Here is a 20,897-nt window from a genome sequence, read left to right on the forward strand (position 1 = left end):
TCCTTCAGCCGGTTCGGCCGATCCGGCCGCTCAGTGGTCCGACGAGGTGTCGCCCGTCGGGGCCGACGCCGTCACCAGGCGGTTGCGCGCCCGCCCCATGAGTTCCTCGCGCTCGTCCTCGGTCAGGCCGCCCCACACGCCGTACGGCTCCCTGACCGCCAGCGCGTGCGCCGCGCACTGCGCGCGGACCGGGCACCTCATGCAGACCTCCTTGGCCGAGTTCTCGCGAGCGCTCCTGGCCGCTCCGCGTTCGCCTTCGGGGTGGAAGAAGAGCGAGCTGTCCACCCCACGGCAGGCAGCCAGAAGCTGCCAGTCCCACAGGTCCGCGTTCGGTCCTGGAAGACGGGAGAAATCTGCCATTACGTGACCCCTTGTAGCCGTGCTGAGCGGATACGGTGCCCACGACCGTACATCTACTATCTAAGGAGATGAAAATATGACTCATTGCGAATCTAGCCGCAGACACCCGCAGATGGGAAGAAAAGGGTCTAAATGGGGCACGGTTGTGATGAAACGTTGAGGGTTGGCCCCTCATGACTCCACCGTGTCCGTCCCCTCACGTAGAGTGCCGAAGATGGCTCACGGCCCCGTAACTCTTTCGAGTGACCGTCGTTGAGAGTGCCGAGGCGGTTGAATCAACAAAGCGCTCGGGCAGGCGTCCGAGACGGTCGACCGCACAGGTGACGATTCCGTACCAGCCTGGAGGCTCAAGGTGACGTGCATCAGCTGCGGAGGGCGGCCATGACATCCGTCCTCGTCTGCGACGACTCCCCGCTTGCCCGAGAAGCGCTCCGCCGCGCTGTCGCGACCGTTCCCGGCGTCGAGCGCGTGACGACCGCGGCCAACGGCGAGGAAGTCCTCCGCCGCTGGGGCGCGGACCGCTCGGACCTGATTCTGATGGACGTGCGCATGCCGGGACTGGGCGGCGTCGAGACCGTCCGCCGGCTGCTGTCCGCGGACCCCGGCGCCCGCATCATCATGCTCACGGTCGCCGAGGACCTCGACGGCGTGGCGCTCGCGGTCGCCGCCGGGGCCCGGGGCTACCTGCACAAGGACGCCTCGCGTGCCGAACTGCGCGCGACCGTCACGCAGGCCCTCGCCGACCCGACCTGGCGGCTCGCCCCGCGCCGGCTGCGCTCCGCGGAGATGGGCGCCGCGCCCACCCTCACGGCGCGTGAGATCCAGGTCCTCGAAGGGATGAGCCACGGCCGCTCCAACGCGGAGATCGGCCGGGAACTCTTCCTCTCCGAGGACACCGTCAAGACCCACGCCCGGCGCCTGTTCAAGAAGCTCGGCGCGTCGGACCGGGCGCACGCGGTGGCGCTCGGCTTCCGCTGGGGCCTGGTCCGCTGAGGGCGTCAGACGCACGGTAGCGGGGGTGCAGGCACCCCCGCCCGTCATCCGGTTGGCGGGGTCCGCGCGTGATCCCGCCGGGCGCCCGCTGCTCGTTTCGGCGCGGATGCCGCATCCTTGAGTCGTGGAGTCTCTCGGGGACGAGTCGGTCGAGCGGAAGGGGAGGGCGCAGGGGATGAGTGCCGGCGCACCTGCTCATAACGCTTCGGTGCACAACAACGGGCGCGGTGCCACGGACCGCGCCGCCGCAGGGCACCATGGACCGATGCGCGACGACGAGGCGGCCACAGCCGCAGGGGCCATCGGTGCACTCGTCCACCGCGCCGTCGACGGAGACGAGCAGGCCACCCACGACCTGCTCGCCCATGTCCACCCCCTGGCGCTGCGCTACTGCCGCACCCGGCTCTCCCGTCTCCCGGGCGACGCCAGGCACTTCGTGGAGGACCTCGCGCAGGAGGTCTGCGTCGCCGTCCTGCTCGCCCTGCCGCGCTACAAGGACACCGGCCGCCCCTTCGAGGCGTTCGTCTTCGCCATCGCCGCGCACAAGGTCGCCGACCTCCAGCGGGCGGCGATGCGCCACCCCGGCTCCACAGCGGTGCCCTCCGACGAGATGCCCGAGCGGCCCGACGACTCACTCGGACCCGAGGAGCGCGCGCTGCTCAGCAGCGACGCCGAGTGGGCCAAGAAACTCCTGGCCAACCTCCCCGAGAACCAGCGCGAACTGTTGCTGCTGCGCATCGCCGTCGGCCTCACCGCCGAGGAGACGGGCCAGATGTTGGGAATGTCACCCGGTGCCGTCCGGGTCGCGCAGCACCGCGCGCTCAGCCGTCTGCGGGCCCTCGCCGAGCAGTGAACCCGGCGCCGCGCGGCCCCCGTTGGCCGTCGCGGCGGGCACCGGCGGCCCCGCGCCGCACCGGCGGCCCGTCGATCCGTCCTTCCCGTACGAAAATACGAAGCCGTCGGCTGTCCCGAACCGTGGAATGAGCCAGCCGTGCTTCCCGTTAGCATGGACATCCGCACCGATCAAGGCCATTTGGGGAAGGTGTCATGACTGCAAACGTCGACGGAGTGCCCGGAAAATTCGCGACACTCGGGCTGACCTACGACGACGTGCTGCTGCTGCCGGGCGCATCCGAGGTGCTCCCCAACGCGGTCGACACCTCGTCCCGCATCTCGCGCAACGTCCGTGTCAACATCCCGCTGCTCTCCGCGGCGATGGACAAGGTCACCGAGTCCCGCATGGCGATCGCGATGGCCCGCCTCGGCGGCGTCGGCGTCCTGCACCGCAACCTCTCGGTCGAGGACCAGGTCAACCAGGTCGACCTGGTCAAGCGGTCCGAGTCAGGCATGGTCACCGACCCGATCACGGTGCACCCCGAGGCCACCCTCGCCGAGGCCGACGCGCTCTGCGCCAAGTTCCGCATCAGCGGCGTCCCGGTCACCGACCCGGCGGGCAAGCTGCTCGGCATCGTCACCAACCGTGACATGGCCTTCGAGAGCGACCGCTCGCGCCAGGTCCGCGAGGTCATGACGCCGATGCCGCTGGTCACCGGCAAGGTCGGCATCTCCGGTGTCGAGGCGATGGAGCTGCTGCGCAAGCACAAGATCGAGAAGCTTCCGCTGGTCGACGACGCCGGTGTCCTCAAGGGCCTGATCACCGTCAAGGACTTCGTCAAGGCCGAGAAGTACCCCAACGCCGCCAAGGACGCCGAGGGCCGACTGCTGGTCGGCGCGGCCGTCGGCGCCAGCCCCGAGGCCCTGGAGCGCGCCCAGGCGCTGGCCGACGCGGGCGTCGACTTCCTCGTCGTCGACACCTCGCACGGCCACAACAGCAACGCCCTCAGCTGGATGGCGAAGATCAAGTCGAGCGTCTCCGTCGACGTGATCGGCGGCAACGTCGCCACCCGTGACGGCGCCCAGGCCCTCGTCGACGCCGGTGTCGACGGCATCAAGGTCGGCGTGGGACCGGGCTCGATCTGCACCACGCGCGTGGTGGCCGGCATCGGTGTCCCGCAGGTCACCGCCATCTACGAGGCGTCCCTCGCGGCCCGCGCGGCCGGCATCCCGCTGATCGGCGACGGCGGCCTCCAGTACTCGGGCGACATCGGCAAGGCCCTCGCGGCCGGCGCCGACACGGTGATGCTGGGCAGCCTCCTCGCGGGCTGCGAGGAGTCGCCCGGCGAGCTGATGTTCATCAACGGCAAGCAGTTCAAGTCGTACCGGGGCATGGGCTCGCTCGGCGCGATGCAGTCCCGCGGCCAGGCGCGCTCCTTCTCCAAGGACCGCTACTTCCAGGCCGACGTCGCCTCCGACGACAAGCTCGTGCCCGAGGGCGTCGAGGGCCAGGTGCCCTACCGCGGCCCGCTCGCCAACGTGCTGCACCAGCTCGTCGGCGGCCTGCGCCAGACCATGGGCTACGTGGGCGCGGCCACCATCGAGGAGATGGAGTCCAAGGGCCGCTTCGTGCGGATCACCTCGGCGGGCCTCAAGGAGAGCCACCCGCACGACATCCAGATGACGGTCGAGGCGCCGAACTACAGCAACAAGTGACCTCCGCGCGCGCGGACACCGTCTCGCACACGGTGACCCGCACGCGCGCGTGACGCTCGGCCGGAGGCGGTCCCGGGGCACCGGGGCCGCCTTTGTCGTACCCGTCGGCAATACTGGAAGACGCTGAAACGCAACAGGGAAAGGCCACAGACGTGACTGAGATCGAGATCGGGCGCGGCAAGCGCGGGCGGCGGGCGTACGCCTTCGACGACATCGCCGTCGTCCCCAGCCGCCGTACGCGGGACCCGAAGGAGGTCTCGATCGCCTGGCAGATCGACGCCTACCGATTCGACCTGCCCTTCCTGGCCGCCCCCATGGACTCCATCGTCTCCCCGGCCACCGCGATCCGCATCGGTGAGCTGGGCGGCCTCGGCGTGCTCAACCTCGAAGGGCTCTGGACGCGCTACGAGGACCCGCAGCCGCTGCTCGACGAGATCGCCGAGCTGCCCACCGAGGCCGCCACCCGCCGCCTCCAGGAGATCTACGCGGCCCCCATCAAGGAGGAGCTGATCGGCGCGCGCCTCAAGGAGGTGCGCGACTCCGGTGTGGTCACGGCCGCCGCGCTCTCCCCGCAGCGCACCGCCCAGTTCTCCAAGGCGGTCGTCGACGCGGGCGTGGACATCTTCGTCATCCGCGGTACGACGGTCTCCGCCGAGCACGTCTCGGGCGCGCACGAGCCGCTGAACCTGAAGCAGTTCATCTACGAGCTGGACGTCCCGGTGATCGTCGGCGGCTGCGCCACCTACACCGCCGCCCTGCACCTGATGCGCACCGGCGCGGCCGGCGTCCTGGTCGGCTTCGGCGGCGGCGCCGCGCACACCACGCGCAACGTCCTGGGCATCCGGGTGCCGATGGCCACCGCCGTCGCCGACGTGGCGGCGGCCCGCCGCGACTACATGGACGAGTCGGGCGGCCGCTACGTGCACGTGATCGCGGACGGCGGCGTCGGCTGGTCGGGCGACCTGCCCAAGGCCATCGCCTGCGGCGCGGACGCCGTGATGATGGGCTCCCCGCTGGCCCGCGCCACCGACGCGCCGGGCAAGGGGCACCACTGGGGCATGGAGGCGGTCAACGAGGAGCTGCCGCGCGGCAAGAAGGTCGACCTCGGCACCGTCGGGACCATAGAGGAGGTCCTCGCGGGTCCGTCGCACACGCCGGACGGCTCGATGAACTTCTTCGGAGCGCTGCGGCGTGCCATGGCCACGACCGGCTACAGCGAGCTGAAGGAGTTCCAGCGGGTCGAGGTGACGGTCGCGGACAGCCAGCACATGCGGTAGCCGCCGACCCGGCCGCGAACGCCGGAGGGCCCGTCCACGATCTGTGGACGGGCCCTCCGGCGTGTCCGGTCGGCGGTCGTGCTGGTGCTGGTGTTGCGAGTGGTGCTGGTGGGGCCAGTGGGTTCTGTGGTCTGTCGGGGACGGTGGTGCGGCGGTCAGAGTCGGTGGGCCGCGCCCGTCGGGGTGGTGCCCCGGGTGTCCAGGAGGAGCTGCGCCTTCACCGACAGGCCCTGGAGGTCGTACGTGCGGTGGTGCTGGAGCAGGATCGTGAGATCGGCGTCGGCGGCCGCCTCGTAGAGGGAGTCCACGCGCGGCACCGGGCGGTCGAGGACGCTCCACGACGGGACGTGCGGGTCGTGGTAGCTGACCGCGGCGCCCAGCTCCGTCAGCCGGACGGCGATCTCCCGCGCGGGGGTGCCCTGCTGGTCGGCGAGGTCGGGTTTGTAGGTGACGCCGAGGAGCAGCACGCGCGCGCCCCTGGCCGACTTGCCGTGCTCGTTGAGCAGGGCGGCGGCGCGCTGGACGACGTAGCGGGGCATCTGGCTGTTGACCTGCTCGGCCAGCTCGACCAGGCGCAGGGAGCGGCCGGTGCCGCCGGTCAGGTTCTGCGGGACGGCGTGCCCGCCGACGCCGGGACCAGGCCGGAAGGCCTGGAAGCCGAACGGCTTGGTCTCCGCGCAGCGGATGACGTCCCAGAGGTCGACGCCGAGGTCGTGGCAGAGCACCGCCATCTCGTTGACCAGGGCGATGTTGACGTGCCGCACATTGGTCTCCAGGAGCTGCACGGTCTCCGCCTCGCGCAGTCCGCGCGCGCGGACCACCTTGTCGGTGAGCCGGCCGTAGAACGCGGCGGCCGACTCCGTGCACGCGGGCGTGAGGCCGCCGATCACCTTGGGCGTGTTGCCCGGGGTGAACTCCCGGTTGCCCGGATCCACCCGGTTGGGTGAGTAGGCGAGATGGAAGTCGCGGCCCGCGACCAGGCCCGAGCCGGCCTCCAGGAGGGGGCGCAGGAAGTTCTCCGTGGTGCCGGGGTGGACCGGTGACTCCAGGATCACCGTGGTGTGCGGGCGCATCCGCTCGGCCAGGGTGCGGGCGGCGGCCTCCACCTGGCTCAGGTCGAGCGCGCCGTCGGCTGCGCGCGGGGTCGGCGCGCAGATGACCGCCGTCCGCACCCGGCCGAGTTCGGCGGGGCCGGTGGCGTGCCGGAAGCCCCCCGAGAGCATCCGGCGCAGTTCGGCGGGGCTGAGCGAGCCGGGTTCGGGACCGGTCCGGTAGCCGAGGGTGGAGATGCCGGCGGCGACGGCGGCCTGGGCCAGCGGCAGGCCGAACGGGCCGAGTCCGATGACGGCGAGATCTGCGGGCATGGCGTGGGCCGTCCTTCCCAGTAACCGAAGCGGGACAGGTGCGCAAGCCCTGTGGACAGAACGAGCGAGCGCAATGTCAGACTAGGAGTAAATATGACCGATATGCGGGATTGGTCGGCTGTGTTTTCCGGGCGGCTCGCGAATGTTGTCCACAGGCTGAGGGCGACTGGTGGCTGAAGCGGGGCGTGGCGGTCAGACTGGGACGGAGAGGGCGGACGGGACCGCCGGGCCGGGAACGGGTCGGCAGCGGGCAGGGAACGGGCCGGCAGCGGGTCGGGCGGCCGGGTCGCTTCCGGGCATGAAGGTCAGATTCTGGGCAGGGGGAGAGGGACCGGGCTTCGCCCGACGGGCGCGGCCGGCACGACCGACAGCGGGAGGCAGCGGTGAGGACAGCGACTCTGGGGCCGGCGCAGCGGGCCGAGTCCTTGGCGGCCATGGCCGAGCGTGAACTGGACGTGCTGGTCGTGGGCGCGGGCGTGGTCGGCGCGGGAACCGCGCTGGACGCGGTGACCCGCGGCCTGTCGACCGGGCTCGTCGAGGCACGCGACTGGGCCTCCGGCACCTCCAGCAGGTCGAGCAAGCTGATCCACGGTGGCCTGCGCTATCTGGAGATGCTCGACTTCACCCTCGTCCGCGAGGCGCTCAAGGAGCGCGGTCTGCTCCTGGAACGGCTCGCCCCGCACCTGGTGAAACCGGTGCCGTTCCTCTACCCGCTCCAGCACAAGGGCTGGGAGCGGCTCTACGCCGGGTCGGGCGTCGCGCTCTACGACGCCATGTCCATGGCGCGCGGACACGGGCGGGGGCTGCCGACCCACCGGCACCTGAGCCGCCGTCACGCCCTGCGGGTCGCGCCCGCCTTGAAGAAGGACGCCCTCGTGGGCGCCCTCCAGTACTACGACGCCCAGATGGACGACGCCCGCTATGTCGCCACCCTGGTGCGGACCGCCTCGTCGTACGGGGCGAAGGTCGCGAACCGGGCCCGGGTCACGGGGTTCCTGCGCGAGGGCGAACGCGTCGTCGGCGCGCGCGTGCGGGACGTCGAGGCGGGCGGCGAGTACGAGATCCGCGCCAGGCAGGTCGTCAACGCGACCGGCGTCTGGACCGACGACACCCAGGCCATGGTCGGCGAGCGCGGCCAGTTCCACGTCCGCGCGTCCAAGGGCATCCACCTGGTCGTCCCGAAGGACCGCATCAACTCCTCGACCGGTCTGATCCTGCGCACCGAGAAGTCCGTCCTCTTCGTCATCCCCTGGGGCCGGCACTGGATCGTCGGCACCACCGACACCGACTGGGACCTCGACAAGGCGCACCCGGCCGCGTCCAGCGCCGACATCGACTACCTCCTCGAGCATGTGAACTCGGTGCTCTCGGTGCCGCTCACCCGCGACGACGTCCAGGGCGTGTACGCGGGACTGCGCCCGCTGCTGGCCGGCGAGTCCGACGCCACCAGCAAGCTGTCGCGCGAGCACACCGTCGCCCATCCGGTGCCCGGCCTGGTCGTGGTGGCGGGCGGCAAATACACGACGTACCGGGTGATGGCCAAGGACGCCGTGGACGAGGCGGTGCACGGGCTCGACGCGCGGGTCGCCGAGTGCGTCACCGAGGACGTCCCGCTGCTGGGCGCGGAGGGGTACCGCGCGCTGTGGAACGCGCGGGCGCGGATCGCCGCCCGCACCGGGCTCCATGTGGTGCGCGTGGAGCACCTGTTGAACCGGTACGGCTCGATGGCCGAGGAGGTCCTCGACCTGATCGTCGCCGACCCCTCGCTCGGTGAGGCCCTGCACGCGGCCGACGACTACCTGCGCGCGGAGATCGTGTACGCGGCCTCGCACGAGGGCGCGCGGCACCTGGACGACGTCCTGACCCGGCGCACCCGCATCTCCATCGAGACCTTCGACCGCGGCACCCGCAGCGCCCGCGAGGCGGCCGAGCTGATGGCGCCGGTGCTCGGCTGGGACAAGGACCAGATCGAGCGCGAGGTCGAGCACTACGAGAAGCGGGTCGAGGCGGAGCGGGAGTCGCAGCGCCAGCCGGACGACCTGACGGCGGACGCGGCGCGGCTGGGAGCGCCGGACATCGTGCCGCTCTGAGCCGGCCGGCGGCGAGGGGCACCGAGGGGCACCGAGCGGGATCTCGGTCCGGGCGCCGGTCGTCCTACGGAGTGCGAGGGCAGAACTCGGCGGCGAGCAGCCGGGGTTCGAGTTCGGGGTCGGCGATCGCGTCCGTGTTCACCCGGAAGGTGAGGACACGGCGGCCGTCCTCGGTGGCCGCGGTGCGCACATAGCTGCCGGCGATCCGGCCGTTGTGCCCCCACACCGTGACCCCGCACGGGAGCCGCACCGGGAACAGGCCCATGCCGTACGCGCCGTGTGCGGTCCTGGTGTCCCGCATCTCGCGCAGCCGGCGCGCGGGCAGCAACTCACCGGCGAGCAGCGCCGCGTAGAAGCGGTCCAGGTCGGCGAGGGTGGTCACCAACTCCCCCGCGGCTCCGGCCACCCGCGGGTCGAGGACGGTGACGTCGGTGCCGTCGGCGGAGTAGGCGCGGCCGTGCGGAGCAGGCAGATCGGTACGCGAGCCGGGGAAGGAGGTGCCCGTCAGACCCAGCGGAGCGATGATGCGGCGCTCGGCCTCGGCGGCGTACGAGTCACCGGTGACCTCCCGGATCACCATGCCGAGCAGCACGTAGTTGGTGTTCGAGTACGAGAAGCGGCCCCGGCCGGCCGGAGGGTGGGTGAGTGCCAGGCGGACGGCCTGACGAGGCGTGAGGGGCACCGTGCCCCCGGTCTCCGAGGTGAAGTCGTGCAGCCCGCTGGTGTGGTTGAGCAGGGCGCGCAGGGTCAGCGCGCGGCCGTCGTTGCCCGCTCCGCGCACCAGTCCCGGCAGATACCGCTCGACGGTGTCGGACAGCGACAGCCGGTGCTCGTCGGCCAGTTGCAGGACGACGGTGGCGATGAACGTCTTCGTGATGCTGCCGGCGCGGAAGTGGTCGGCGCGCGTGACGCCCTGCCCGGCGTGGGCGTAGCGCGTGCCGGTCGACTCCCTGGCCAGCAGGGCCGCGGCGCGCGCGGTGCCGCCCCGGGTGACGAGGAGCGGGAGGATGGCGTCCGCGGCCGGCGGGGCCGGGGCGGACGAGGCGGTCGGGGCCAGTGCGAGCAGGGCGCACGCCATGGCCAGGGTGAGCAGTGTCCGAAACGAAGCCATCACGCCCCTCCCTGTCCGCGCCCATCATGCAGGGCGAGTGCCGGGGCGGATCGGGGGGTACCCGGTTTCGATACCCCGGCGTGCGCGGGGCGGGGTCCGCTGTTCGCGGGCGCCGGGGATCGCGACGCGAAGCCTGGGACGTCGTCAGAGGCACCCTGGGCGTTGGGCACTTGTCGAGTGAGAGACAATGAAGGCTCTGTCAGGGCGGGTTGCATGAGGGGACGCATGTCGGAGGCGGAGCGGGCGGGGACATCCCGTCAGGACAAGAGCGAACGTCTCCTCGCCGGGCGGTACCGGTTGGGAGAAGTGCTCGGCCGCGGCGGCATGGGCACCGTCTGGCGGGCCGAGGACGAGACCCTGGGCCGCACGGTCGCCGTGAAGGAGCTGCGGTTCCCGACCAACATCGACGACGAGGAGAAGCGCCGGCTGATCACCCGGACGCTGCGCGAGGCCAAGGCGATCGCGCGGATCCGCAACAACAGCGCGGTGACGGTCTTCGACGTCGTCGAGGAGGACGACCGGCCGTGGATCGTGATGGAGCTCGTCGAGGGCAAGTCGCTCGCCGAGGTCATCCGGGAGGACGGCCTGCTCGAACCGCGGCGTGCCGCGCAGGTCGGGCTCGCGATACTCGACGTGCTGCGCTCGGCGCACCGTGAGGGCATCCTGCACCGGGACGTGAAACCGTCGAACGTCCTGCTGGAGTCCGGCAGCGACCGGGTCGTGCTCACCGACTTCGGGATCGCCCAGGTCGAGGGCGACCCGTCGATCACCTCGACGGGCATGCTGGTCGGTGCGCCCTCCTACATCTCCCCGGAGCGGGCGCGCGGCCACAAGCCGGGGCCCGCGGCCGACCTGTGGTCGCTCGGCGGGCTGCTGTACGCGGCGGTGGAGGGCGCCCCGCCGTACGACAAGGGTTCCGCGATCGCCACGCTCACCGCGGTGATGACCGAGCCGCTCGAGGAGCCGAAGAACGCCGGTCCGCTGAAGGACGTCATCTACGGGCTGCTCACCAAGGACCCGGCGCAGCGGCTCGACGACGCGGGCGCGCGGGCGATGCTCAACGCGGTGATCCACACGCCCGAGCGCGGCCGGGCCGAGCCGGAGCCGTTGGACGCGACCCGGGTGGTGCCGCTGCCGGCCCAGCCGGGTGAGCGGTCGGGCGGCAAGCGCGGCGAGGAGGCCGGGGAGAAGCTGCGCGGCGCGCTGCGTTCGGTGCGGAAGGCGGCCGTGGCGGCGGGTGCCGCGGGTGCGGCGGCCACGCGCGCCAAGTCGGGCGAGGAGAACGGCGGTTCGGGCGACGGCGCGACGGGTGCCGGGAGCGGCGGGTCCGCCTCCGGGACGTCGGGCGGTACGGCGACCGGGTCCGGCGCGGGGGCCGCGGGCGCGCGTACGGGTTCGGTGGCCGCGACCAAGTCGCTTGCCGCGTCGAAGCCCTCGGTGCCGGGGCCGTCCAGGCCGCCGGGGGCATCGTCCTCCAGCGGCTCCGCAGCCGCGGGCGGCGCGGGGGCCGGCGGGGCGAACGCGAAGTCGGGCGGCCGGAGTTCGGGGTGGCCCGTGATGACGCCGCCGGACCTGCCGCCGCGGCAGGTGCCGAGAGCGCCGCTCACCGACGTGGTGCCGAAGCGGACGCTGGTGATCATCGCGGTGATCGTGGTGCTGGCCGTGATCGGCGTGGTGCTGGCGTTCACGCTCGGCGGCGGTGACGACGAGGCGAACGGCGCCAAGGGCGGTGGCGCGGGGGCGCAGGCGAGCGCGAGCGCCGGTTCCGGCGCGGGCTCGGGCACCAAGAAGGACGACGACACCAGGACCGACGGGGGCTCCTCGGCGTCCGCGTCGGCCAAGGGCGGCTCCGGTGGCGCCTCGGACGACGGCGCCTCGGACGACGCGGCTTCCGGCTCCGACAAATCCGGCAAGTCCGACGATGCCGACGACGACTCCGACGGCTCAGATGACGGCGGCACCGCCGTCGACTCGACGTACAAGGGCGGCCAGGGGTACCGGATCGGGCTGCCCGACGGGTGGAAGTACCAGACGGCGAGCAGCGCGGGCGACCGGTTCACCGGGCCCGACGGGCAGAAGCTGCTCGTCGCGTGGACGTCCACGCCGAAGGGCGACCCGGTCGCCGACTGGAAGAGCCAGGAGCGCTACATGGTGCGCTCGCAGTACGACCGCATCCACATAGAGAAGGTGGACTACCGGGGCTGGAACGCGGCCGACTGGGAGTTCACCTATGTGGAGGGCGGCACCAAGTACCACACGATCGACCGGGGGTTCGTGGTCAACGGGCATCTCGGATATGCCCTGATGTACACCGCGAAGGACGCCAAGTGGGACACGGACCTGCGTGAGGACACCTGGGCGACGCTGGCGAAGACGTTCGAGCCCGCATCGTGACCTGACGGTGCCGGGTTTGCGGCCCGAGATCTGGCATCCCCTCATTGCGCGTTGCCTCCGGCACGTATCGTGAAGGTCTGCGGACCGTACGCGTCCAGCGACGCGTACGGAAGCAGGCGCAAGGCGAACGCAGGTGACCGACCGAGCGGCCGGGGGAGGCAACGTGGACGAGTACGCGGGACGGGTCCTCGCCGACCGCTACCGCCTGCCGCTGCCCCCCTCCGACGAGTACGAACTCACCGAGAGCCGCGCCTTCGACACCTACAGCGGGCAGGAAGTGCTCGTACGGCAGGTGCCGTTGCCCGAGGTCGTCGAGGCCGAGGTGCTCGACGCGGAGGGGCTGCCCGACGGGTTCACCGCCCGTGACCGCGGGGGGCGTCGCCCCGCGCGCGGCGGCGCGCGTCCGCCCGCCGAACCCGCCGTCCGCCGGGCGGTCGAGGCCGCTCAGGCCGCGGCGCGGATCCCCGACCACCCACGGCTCGACCAGGTCTTCGACGTCTTCGCCGAGGGCGGGTCGCTGTGGATAGTGAGCGAGGCGGTGCCGGCGCGACCGCTGTCCGTGCTGCTCGCCGAGCAGCCGCTGACGCCGTACCGGGCGGCGGAGGTCGCCTCCGACGTCCTCATGGCGCTGCGGGTGCTGCACGCGCACGGCTGGGTCCACCGCAACGTCACCGCGCGCACGGTGCTCATCTGCGACGACGGCCGGGTGATGCTGACCGGCCTCGCGGTCGGCGCGGCGGAGGAGGCGCTCTGCGGCTACGACCCGGTGCCGCCGGCCGAGGCGCCGCCGGGCGAGGATCCCGGCGGCGGTGACGGCGACGGTCCCGGCGCGGCGCCCGGCGGGTCGGCTCCCGCGGTCCGGGACCCCCGGGCCACGGACGACGACGCCGAGGCGGCCCGGCGTGCCGCGATGGCCGCCCGTACGGCGGGCGGGCTGCCACCGGCGTCCGGCGCGGAGCCCGGGGGCGGCACGGCGGCGGGGGGCACTGCGGTGCCCAAGGCGTTGGAGAGCGGCGGCGACATCAGGGCGGCACGGGCCGGGGCGATCGCCGCCTACCGGGCCGGTGCGCGGGCCGCGGCCCGGGTCCAGGAGTCCCAGCAGCAGGGCCGCCCCGCCCTGCCGGGCGCCCGCCCCGCACCCGAGGACGCGGACCGGGGCGCCGACCACGGCGATCGACGTCACGACGCGGCGGGCCGACCGTACGGCACGGGCGACACGAGCGGCCGGCCGTACGACATGGGCGGCCGACCGTACGGCGCGGCGCAGCCCTACGGCGCCGGGCAGGCGCCCGACGAGGACAGTCCCCCGTCCGGCCACGCGCCGGGCGCCCCCGGCGGGACGGGTGGTGCGGACGGTGCCGGTGGTGCGCCGCAGCCCTACGCGCAGGGCCAGTCCGGCAACTCCAACGGGTACGCCCAGCCTTACGGCCCTGGTCGGTCGGGCAGCCCCAACGGCTACGCCCAGCCCTACGGCGGCCCCGGCAGGCCCGACAGTCCCAACGGCCATGCCCAGCCCTACCCGCAGGGCCGGTCCGGCAGCCCCAACGGGTACGCCCAGCCCTACGCCCCCGGCCGGCCGGGTGACAGCGCGGCGCTGCCTCCGGGTACGGGACCGGGACCGAATTCCCACGGTGTCTCCGCGCACCCCTACGCCCCCGCCGACAGCCGCCGCGACGGCCGTGGTGACGGCGACGGCGGTGCGGCCGCCACGCCCGGACAGTCCCCTGGACACGCGCCAGGACAGATAGCCGATCCGTACGGTGTCACCGAGCGTCACGGCGTCACGGACCCGTACGGGGTCACCGACCCGTACGGGGTCGGCGGTTCGCAGGGCGGGCGGCCCGGCTCCTGGCACGGGGCGACCCCGCGCGGCGGCGCGGGCGCCCGGCCTCCCGGCGCGCCCGGCGACAGCCCCGCGCCCAACCCACCCGACTCACCCGCCTCACCGGGCGCACCCACCCGCCCCGGCGCACCCGCCGCCCCCGGCGCGCCCCGCTACGGCGTCCCCCAGGCCCCCGGCGCCCCCGTGCCCGGCCTCGGTGCGGCCCCCGCCTCCGGTGTCCCCGGACAGCCCCCGGGCGAGCCCCGCCCCACCGATCCCCGCCCCGGCACGCCCGCGGTGACCGGCGCCTCGCACGCCCCCCCCGCGCTCCCGCCCTCCGCGGCCGACGGCGCCGCGCACCCCCCGTCGCGCTGGGACGACCTGATCTCCCGTTCCGTCCCCGCGCCCCGGCACGGGCCCGCCACCGCGCTGGCCGCCGAGCGGGCGCGGCAGGCCCGGATGGCCGTCGTCGGTCCGGTGACCGAGCGGTGGGCGCCCGAGCAGGCCGTGCCCGTGCACGAGAACTGGCAGCTGGCCGCGCCCATCGGGCCCGCGACCGACCTGTGGGCGCTCGGCGCGCTGCTGTACCGGGCCGTTCAGGGGCACGCGCCGTATCCGGAGGAGTCCACCGCCGAACTGGTGCAGATGGTCTGCTCGGAGCCGCCCGCCTTCGCCGAGGAGTGCGGTCCGCTGCGGCCGGTCGTGGAGTCGCTGCTGCGTCAGGACCCCACCGACCGGCTGGACTTCGAGGAACTGCGCGGCTGGCTGCGCTCGTTGGTGCGGTCCGCGCCCGAACCCGACGCCGGTGTCCACCTGGTGGCCGCGCCGCCGGTCGACATCAGCAGGCTGCCGGTGGTGCGCAGGCGCGGCGAACTGGTGCGCAGGCGGCGGGCGGGACTGCCCGCGACCACCGCGCACGGCCGGCACAAGCGGGGCAGGCAGGAGGAGGGTTCGCCGCGCAGGCTGGGCCGCACCTTGCTGCTGCTGGTGCTGCTCCTGCTGGCCGGTGCGGTCGCGTACGCGATGATGTTCATGCCGAAGGCGGGCCAGGAGGACGCCGATCCGGGCGCCGGGAGCGGGGCCGCGGGGCAGGTGAGCCCGGCGCCCGACCGGTCGTCGGCGAGCGGTGAGCCGTCGTCGGGGAGCAGCGCGCCGCAGGGCGGGCCGAGCCCGTCCAGGTCGGGCGGTGCCACCGAGACGCAGACCGACGGCGCCGCGCCCGGCTTCACGCTGCGCAAGGACGCCACCGGGTTCCAGATCGCGGTGGCGAAGGGCTGGAGCCGCACGCCGAAGAACGGGAGTGGCCAAGTGGTCTACTCGCACGGCGACTTCGAGCTGATCGTCGTCCCCGGGCGGGACAGCGCGCAGTCCTACGGCGGCGACCCGATGGACTACCAGCGCGACGACGAGCGGGAGTTGCAGCCCTACCGGGACTCCAGTTGGGCCACCGCGACCGGTCTGAAGGCCATACAGGTCGGCGGACGGACCATGGCCGAGGGGCAGTTCACCTGGACCGACGACTCCGGGCACGATCTGTACGTCCGCAACCTCGCGATCCTGATCGCCGGGCGGTACCACGTGGTGCAGGTGCGCGGCCCCGAGTCCGAACGGGACGAGGTGACGCGGCTGTACGAGCAGGCGTCGCAGACGTACGAAGTGACCGGCTGACCCGGTTTTCCCCCGGTCCCGGCCCAACACGCCTCGTCACCAGTCGAATCGGCTGATCGACTGTGCGTGATGTCGGTGAAAGGTTGTCCACTCCCGACCGGAAGCGACAACCGTCACAGAGCTGTCTCCTTGGGACCCCCCTGGTTCCCTGACTGCCCGCCGGTCCTTAGTCTGGCCCTGTCAAGAGCATTGCGGGGCGACGTGAATCAGATGCAGGGCCAGCTCGTGGCGAGCCGCTACCGGCTCGTCGAGTCGATCGGCAGCGGGGGCATGGGACGCGTATGGCGCGCTCATGACGAAGTGCTGCATCGGGCAGTCGCGATCAAGGAGTTGACCGCCGCACTCTACGTCTCCGAGGGCGACCGCGACCGGCTGCTCAAGCGCACCAGGTCCGAGGCGCGCGCCGCCGCGCGGATCAACCACTCCGCCGTCGTCACCGTGCACGACGTGCTGGAGCACGACGGCCGGCCCTGGATCGTGATGGAGCTGGTCGAGGGGTACTCGCTGGCCGACGCGGTCAAGGAGCGCGGCCGCATCGAGCCCGCCGAGGCCGCCCGGATCGGCATGTGGGTGCTGCGGGCGCTGCGCGCCGCGCACACCGCCGGGGTCCTGCACCGGGACGTGAAGCCGGGCAACGTCCTGATCGGGCACGACGGCCGGGTGCTCATCACCGACTTCGGCATAGCGCAGATCGAGGGCGACTCGACGATCACCAGGACCGGAGAGGTCGTCGGCTCGGTCGACTACCTGGCGCCCGAGCGGGTCCGCGGCCAGGACCCCGGCCCGTCCTCCGACCTGTGGGCGCTGGGCGCCACGCTGTACACGGCGGTGGAGGGCAGGTCGCCGTTCCGCCGCACCTCGCCGCTCTCCACCATGCAGGCGGTGGTCGAGGACCAGGTCGCCGAGCCGCGCAACGCGGGAGCGCTGGGACCCGTCATCAGCGCGCTGCTGCACAAGGACCCCGCGGCCCGCCCGGACGCGGCCGAGACCGAGCAGCTGCTCGCCGAGGCGGCCGAGGGCCGCCGCCCCCAGGACGCCCAGGCGTATTTGTCGACCCAGCACGGCGCCCTCGAACGGGAGTCGAACACAGCGCCGACCGCGCCGGGCACCGCCGGCCAGTCGACGCCGTACCCGCCGCAGACCGTCGGCCACACCGGCCACACCGGCCACACCGGCCACACCGGACCCGCGGGCCCCGGCCCCACCGCCGGTCCCACCTCCGTCGCCGCGCCCGAGGCCACCGCCGCGCCCGCGCCCAGGCGCCGCAGGCTGCGTGCCGTCCTGCTCTCGATCGCCCTCGCGATGGTCGTCGCGGGCGGCACGGTCGTGGTGCTCCAGCAGTGGGACCAGAGCCGACGGCACGACACCACCGGTACGGACGCGGCGAAGGACCCGGCGGCCTCGGCGTCGCCGTCCGCGAGCACCGACCCGGCCGGCGACGTGCCGTCCGACTGGAAGCGCTACGACGACCCCTGGGGCTTCAGCATCTACCTGCCCGCGGGCTACGAGCGGCAGGTCGTCGGCGTCAACGGCGATCTGCGGCAGGTCGACTACACGCCCGACGGCGGCGAGCACTTCGTCCGGGTCGCCATCGACGCCTCACCGGACTTCAACGACGCGTACGCGCACCAGCTCGACCTGGAGCAGCAGTTGCGGCGGCTGGTCGACTACCAGCGGGTGAAGCTGGAGAAGAACACCTACCGCGACCGGCCCGGCTCGCTGTGGGAGTACACCTGGAGCGCGCAGGCCAAGGACACGCCGTTCCCCGGTCCGCGCCGGGCCGTCGAGGAGACGTACATGTCGCGGGCCGGGCACGAGTACGCGCTCTACGTCTCCGCGCCCGCCGCCGACTGGACGACGGCCGCACAGCAGTTCACCTCGATCCTGCGCGGCTGGCAGGAGACGTCCGGCTCCTGACACGGCTGTCGCGTTTTGGCCGGTCGGCGTCCCGGAGCCGGTTCGTCCGGTACGGCATCATGGGGCGTATGGGGACCGAGAGGGACCACGGCCGGGTCATCGCGGGCCGTTACCGGCTGCGGGCACGGCTCGGACACGGTGGCATGGGCGTCGTGTGGCGGGCCTACGACGATCTGCTCGGCCGCGAGGTGGCCGTCAAGGAGATCCCCCTCGAACTCGGCGACTCGGTCCCCGCCGAGGAGGGCCGCAGGCTGCGGGACCGCGCGCTGCGCGAGGCCCGCGCGGTCGCGCGGCTGCGCCACCCGCATATCGTCGTCGTCCACGACGTCGTCGAGGACGGCGAACGCCCTTACCTGGTCATGGAGTTGCTCGAAGGCGGCACGCTCGCCGACCGGATCGCGGCCCGCGGTCCCGTCGACGCCCCCGAGGCCGCCCGGATCGGCATCGCGCTGCTCGGCGCGCTCGCCACCGCCCACGCGGCCGGCGTGCTGCACCGCGACCTCAAACCCGCCAACGTCCTGCTGGACGGGGACGCCGACCGCGTGGTCCTCACCGATTTCGGCATCGCGCAGGTCGCGGGGGCGCCCACGCTCACCGAGCGCGGCGCGTTCGTCGGCTCGCCCGAGTACACCGCGCCCGAACGGATGTCGGGCGCGCACACCGGACCCGAGTCCGACCTGTGGTCGCTCGGCGCGCTGCTCTGCACCGCGCTGAGCGGCGAATCCCCCTTCAGACGCGACTCGTTGGGCGGTGTCCTGCACGCCGTGGTGACGGCCGAGATCCACCCGCCCGCGCAGGCCGCCCCGCTGCTGCCGGTCGTGCGGGGCCTGTTGGAGCGCGACCCGGGACGGCGGCTGGGCGCGGACCTGGCCCAGGAGATGCTCCGCGTCTACCTCGACACCGGCCGCACCCCCGCCCTGCCACCCGAGCACGGCCCCTCGCTGTCACCCGCGCACGCGCTGGCCGCCGCGCGGGAGGCGGCCCGTTCGGAGCGGCGGGTCCTGGTGACCGCGCTGCTGGTCGCCGCGATGGCGGGAGCGGGCGTCTCGGCGGCGGCCCTGCTCGTCAACGAGGGCCACCGGGGCGGCGGTTCGGGCGGCGGCCCGAGCGCCATGACGTCGACGGCGGTCACGACGGCCTCCATGAGCGGTGCGGCGCCGGGCGCGCGCACCCCCTCGGGCGGCGGCCCGGCGCCGTCCGGCTACCGGGTCGCCGACGACCCCGCCGGGTTCTCCCTCGCGGTGCCCGAGGGCTTCACCCGCGAGCCGCAGGACGAGGGCGTCCTCTACCGGCCGTCGGGGGAGACCTTCAGGATCGGCGTCAAGGTCACCCCGTCGCGGCGCGGCGGCCCGCTCGACGCGCAGCGGCGGGCGGCGGACGCGGGCCCCGCCACCCACCCCGGGTACCGCGACGGCCGGGTCACGGCGACCGTCCGGCACGGATCGCCCGCCGCGCTCCGGGAGTTCACCTGGGACGGCTCCCGCGCGGCCGGGGGCGCCCGGCACACCTGGGACCTGTGCTGGGAGGAGGGCGGCCGGCTCTACGAGGTGTGGGTGTCGGCGCCGGTCGGGCGGGTGCGCGAGGCCAAGGAGTACTTCGATGTCGCCGTGGACACCTTCACCCGCACATAACGGGCGATAGGTGGTGTCCCGCGTCACGGGTCTGTGACCGGGGGCCGCCCCTGGTGGCTGCCGCGGCGCCCGGCGCGGTATGGATGGTCCATGAACAGCGACGGGGGAGCCCCGAGAGGGCAGTCGGACGAGCCGACGAGTTTCGCTCTGCAACCACCCGGTGGGCCGGCCGCCGTACCGGTGCCCGCCCAGCCGGCCGCGGCGCCTCCAGCGGCCCGAGGGGGGTCGGCTGATCCCGGTTCCGGGCGGCTGATCGGCGGCCGTTACCGGCTGTTGGACCGGCTCGGGCACGGCGGCATGGGCACGGTGTGGCGGGCCCAGGACGAGACGGTGGACCGCGAGGTCGCCGTGAAGGAGCCCCGCGTCCCCGAGAACCTTCCCGAACGGGAACGGTCCAACGCCTACGAGCGGATGCGCCGCGAGGCCCGCGCCGCGGCTCGCCTCGACCATCCCGCGGTGGTCGGCGTCCATGACGTGGCCGTCGTCGACGGGCGGCCGTGGATCGTCATGGAGCTGGTGCGGGGCCGCTCGCTGGGCAGCGTGCTCCAGGAAGGCACCCTGGAGGCGCGCGAGGCGGCACGCATCGGCCTCGACGTCCTCGGCGCGCTGGAGGCGGCGCACGCGGCGGGCATCCTGCACCGGGACGTGAAACCGGACAACGTCCTGCTCGGCCGGCACGGCCGGGTCGTCCTCACCGACTTCGGCATCGCGCAGATCGAGGGCGAGACCGATCTGACCGACACCGGCGGCTTCGTCGGCTCGCCCGAGTACATCGCCCCCGAGCGGGTCCTCGGCCGCCGCCCGGGACCCGCCTCCGACCTGTGGTCGCTCGGCGTGGTGCTCTACGCGGCGACGGAGGGCGTCTCGCCGTTCCGCCGCAGCAACACCCCGGCCACCCTCCAGTCGGTCCTCAACGCCGCGCCCGCGCCGCCCGCGGGCGCGGCGGGCCCGCTGGCCGAGGCGATCGACGGGCTGCTCAGGAAGGACCCGGCGCACCGCCCGGACGCGGCCCGGGTGAGGGCGCTGCTCACCCAGGCCGCGCACCCGCCGGCGCCGGTGCCCACCCAGGAGGTCCGGGTGGTGACCCGGGGCGTCCGGCTGGGGCGCGGGGCGTGGACGGCGGTCGGCGCCGCGGTCGTCGCGGCGGCGCTGGTCGGGTACCTGGTGGTGGCCGACCCGTTCGCGGGGCCGCTGCCCGACGGCTGGACGGAGCGTGCCCTCGGCGCCCGCACCGGGATGTCGCTCGCCGTGCCCACCGCCTTCACCAAGGAGGAGATCCCCGACTCCGACGGCACCGACGCCCTGTTCAGCGACCCGAGCGGGGCCGTCTGGATCCGCGTCGACCGCGACATCAAGGCCGAGGACAAGAACGACGAGATCCCCGGCACCGCGCTGGAGAAGGCCGTCGAGGAGTGGGCCACGGTCAAGGGCGGCCGCTACAGCTGGGACATCGCCGCGAAACCGGCCCCGGTGGGCAAGCCGCAGGGCGCGAGATACCGGGACCGGGACGCCGGGGAGAACACCATCAGGTACACCACCGCCTCCTCCACGACCCCCCGCCCGCGCGAGGCGCGGGCCCTCTACTACCGCGCGGGCAACGGCGACATGTACGGGATCTGGATCGACTACCCGGGCACCGGCTACTTCACCGAGGAGGGCCGCGCGATCGCCACGACGGCCCTGGCGAACTGGGACGTCCGCGGCCTCTGACGGCGGTGTG

Annotated in this window: 13 protein-coding genes; 10 read left to right on the forward strand and 3 right to left on the reverse strand. The window is 73.5% G+C overall.

Annotation, left to right across the window (positions count from 1 at the left end):
• Positions 1-30: 30 nt before the first annotated feature.
• On the reverse strand, positions 31-360 hold the full coding sequence (locus tag DDJ31_RS23230) for a WhiB family transcriptional regulator (protein WP_127178446.1): 330 nt from the start codon (positions 358-360) through the stop codon (positions 31-33).
• A 381-nt stretch (positions 361-741) separates the two neighbouring features.
• Between DDJ31_RS23230 and DDJ31_RS23235 the strand changes: the two genes are divergently transcribed.
• The 4 genes from DDJ31_RS23235 (at position 742) to DDJ31_RS23250 (ending at position 5,180) form a co-directional block, all read left to right on the forward strand.
• Entirely contained in the window at positions 742-1,353 is a 612-nt protein-coding gene (locus tag DDJ31_RS23235) for a response regulator transcription factor (protein WP_003948568.1), read from the forward strand.
• Positions 1,354-1,618: 265 nt separating this feature from the next.
• Positions 1,619-2,206: a sigma-70 family RNA polymerase sigma factor gene (locus DDJ31_RS23240; RefSeq protein ID WP_127178445.1), complete on the forward strand. Its 588-nt coding sequence runs from the start codon at positions 1,619-1,621 to the stop codon at positions 2,204-2,206.
• Positions 2,207-2,400: 194 nt separating this feature from the next.
• A complete protein-coding gene (gene guaB, locus DDJ31_RS23245; RefSeq protein WP_127178444.1) occupies positions 2,401-3,903 on the forward strand; it encodes an IMP dehydrogenase in 1,503 nt (500 codons plus the stop codon).
• 152 nt (positions 3,904-4,055) lie between these two features.
• Positions 4,056-5,180: a GuaB3 family IMP dehydrogenase-related protein gene (locus tag DDJ31_RS23250; RefSeq protein ID WP_127178443.1), complete on the forward strand. Its 1,125-nt coding sequence runs from the start codon at positions 4,056-4,058 to the stop codon at positions 5,178-5,180.
• 155 nt (positions 5,181-5,335) lie between these two features.
• On the opposite strand, the gene DDJ31_RS23255 is transcribed toward DDJ31_RS23250, so the two are convergent.
• Entirely contained in the window at positions 5,336-6,544 is a 1,209-nt protein-coding gene (locus DDJ31_RS23255) for a nucleotide sugar dehydrogenase (RefSeq protein WP_127178442.1), read from the reverse strand.
• A gap of 383 nt (positions 6,545-6,927) precedes the next feature.
• On the opposite strand from DDJ31_RS23255, the gene DDJ31_RS23260 reads away from it, so the two are divergent.
• Positions 6,928-8,634, forward strand: coding sequence for a glycerol-3-phosphate dehydrogenase/oxidase (locus DDJ31_RS23260; RefSeq protein ID WP_127178441.1), 1,707 nt, complete (start codon positions 6,928-6,930; stop codon positions 8,632-8,634).
• Between the two features lie 64 nt (positions 8,635-8,698).
• Here the strand turns inward: DDJ31_RS23260 and DDJ31_RS23265 are convergent, their stop codons facing one another.
• Complete coding sequence (locus tag DDJ31_RS23265; RefSeq protein WP_127178440.1) at positions 8,699-9,745, reverse strand: serine hydrolase domain-containing protein; 1,047 nt, start codon at positions 9,743-9,745, stop codon at positions 8,699-8,701.
• Between the two features lie 225 nt (positions 9,746-9,970).
• Between DDJ31_RS23265 and DDJ31_RS23270 the strand changes: the two genes are divergently transcribed.
• The 5 genes from DDJ31_RS23270 (at position 9,971) to DDJ31_RS23290 (ending at position 20,887) form a co-directional block, all read left to right on the forward strand.
• Positions 9,971-12,139, forward strand: coding sequence for a serine/threonine-protein kinase (locus tag DDJ31_RS23270; protein ID WP_127182640.1), 2,169 nt, complete (start codon positions 9,971-9,973; stop codon positions 12,137-12,139).
• A 163-nt stretch (positions 12,140-12,302) separates the two neighbouring features.
• Entirely contained in the window at positions 12,303-15,629 is a 3,327-nt protein-coding gene (locus tag DDJ31_RS23275; RefSeq protein ID WP_127182639.1) for a protein kinase, read from the forward strand.
• 210 nt (positions 15,630-15,839) lie between these two features.
• Positions 15,840-17,546 (forward strand): serine/threonine-protein kinase, encoded by a 1,707-nt coding sequence (locus DDJ31_RS23280; protein WP_127178439.1) that lies wholly within the window; start codon positions 15,840-15,842, stop codon positions 17,544-17,546.
• 68 nt (positions 17,547-17,614) lie between these two features.
• A complete protein-coding gene (locus tag DDJ31_RS23285; RefSeq protein WP_127178438.1) occupies positions 17,615-19,177 on the forward strand; it encodes a serine/threonine-protein kinase in 1,563 nt (520 codons plus the stop codon).
• A gap of 90 nt (positions 19,178-19,267) precedes the next feature.
• Positions 19,268-20,887, forward strand: coding sequence for a serine/threonine-protein kinase (locus tag DDJ31_RS23290; protein WP_127178437.1), 1,620 nt, complete (start codon positions 19,268-19,270; stop codon positions 20,885-20,887).
• Positions 20,888-20,897: the final 10 nt, after the last annotated feature.

This window comes from Streptomyces griseoviridis, from assembly GCF_005222485.1.
Classification (GTDB): domain Bacteria; phylum Actinomycetota; class Actinomycetes; order Streptomycetales; family Streptomycetaceae; genus Streptomyces; species Streptomyces hintoniae.

What these genes read in the sequence shown, in the direction of transcription:
- DDJ31_RS23240 (WP_127178445.1), top strand. Translation starts at nt 1,619, where the DNA reads ATGCGCGACGACGAGGCGGCCACAGCCGCAGGGGCCATCGGTGCACTC.
- DDJ31_RS23270 (WP_127182640.1), top strand. Translation starts at nt 9,971, where the DNA reads ATGTCGGAGGCGGAGCGGGCGGGGACATCCCGTCAGGACAAGAGCGAA.
- DDJ31_RS23290 (WP_127178437.1), top strand. Translation starts at nt 19,268, where the DNA reads ATGAACAGCGACGGGGGAGCCCCGAGAGGGCAGTCGGACGAGCCGACG.
- guaB (WP_127178444.1), top strand. Translation starts at nt 2,401, where the DNA reads ATGACTGCAAACGTCGACGGAGTGCCCGGAAAATTCGCGACACTCGGG.
- DDJ31_RS23265 (WP_127178440.1), bottom strand. Translation starts at nt 9,745, where the DNA reads ATGGCTTCGTTTCGGACACTGCTCACCCTGGCCATGGCGTGCGCCCTG.
- DDJ31_RS23230 (WP_127178446.1), bottom strand. Translation starts at nt 360, where the DNA reads ATGGCAGATTTCTCCCGTCTTCCAGGACCGAACGCGGACCTGTGGGAC.
- DDJ31_RS23235 (WP_003948568.1), top strand. Translation starts at nt 742, where the DNA reads ATGACATCCGTCCTCGTCTGCGACGACTCCCCGCTTGCCCGAGAAGCG.
- DDJ31_RS23255 (WP_127178442.1), bottom strand. Translation starts at nt 6,544, where the DNA reads ATGCCCGCAGATCTCGCCGTCATCGGACTCGGCCCGTTCGGCCTGCCG.
- DDJ31_RS23285 (WP_127178438.1), top strand. Translation starts at nt 17,615, where the DNA reads ATGGGGACCGAGAGGGACCACGGCCGGGTCATCGCGGGCCGTTACCGG.
- DDJ31_RS23280 (WP_127178439.1), top strand. Translation starts at nt 15,840, where the DNA reads ATGCAGGGCCAGCTCGTGGCGAGCCGCTACCGGCTCGTCGAGTCGATC.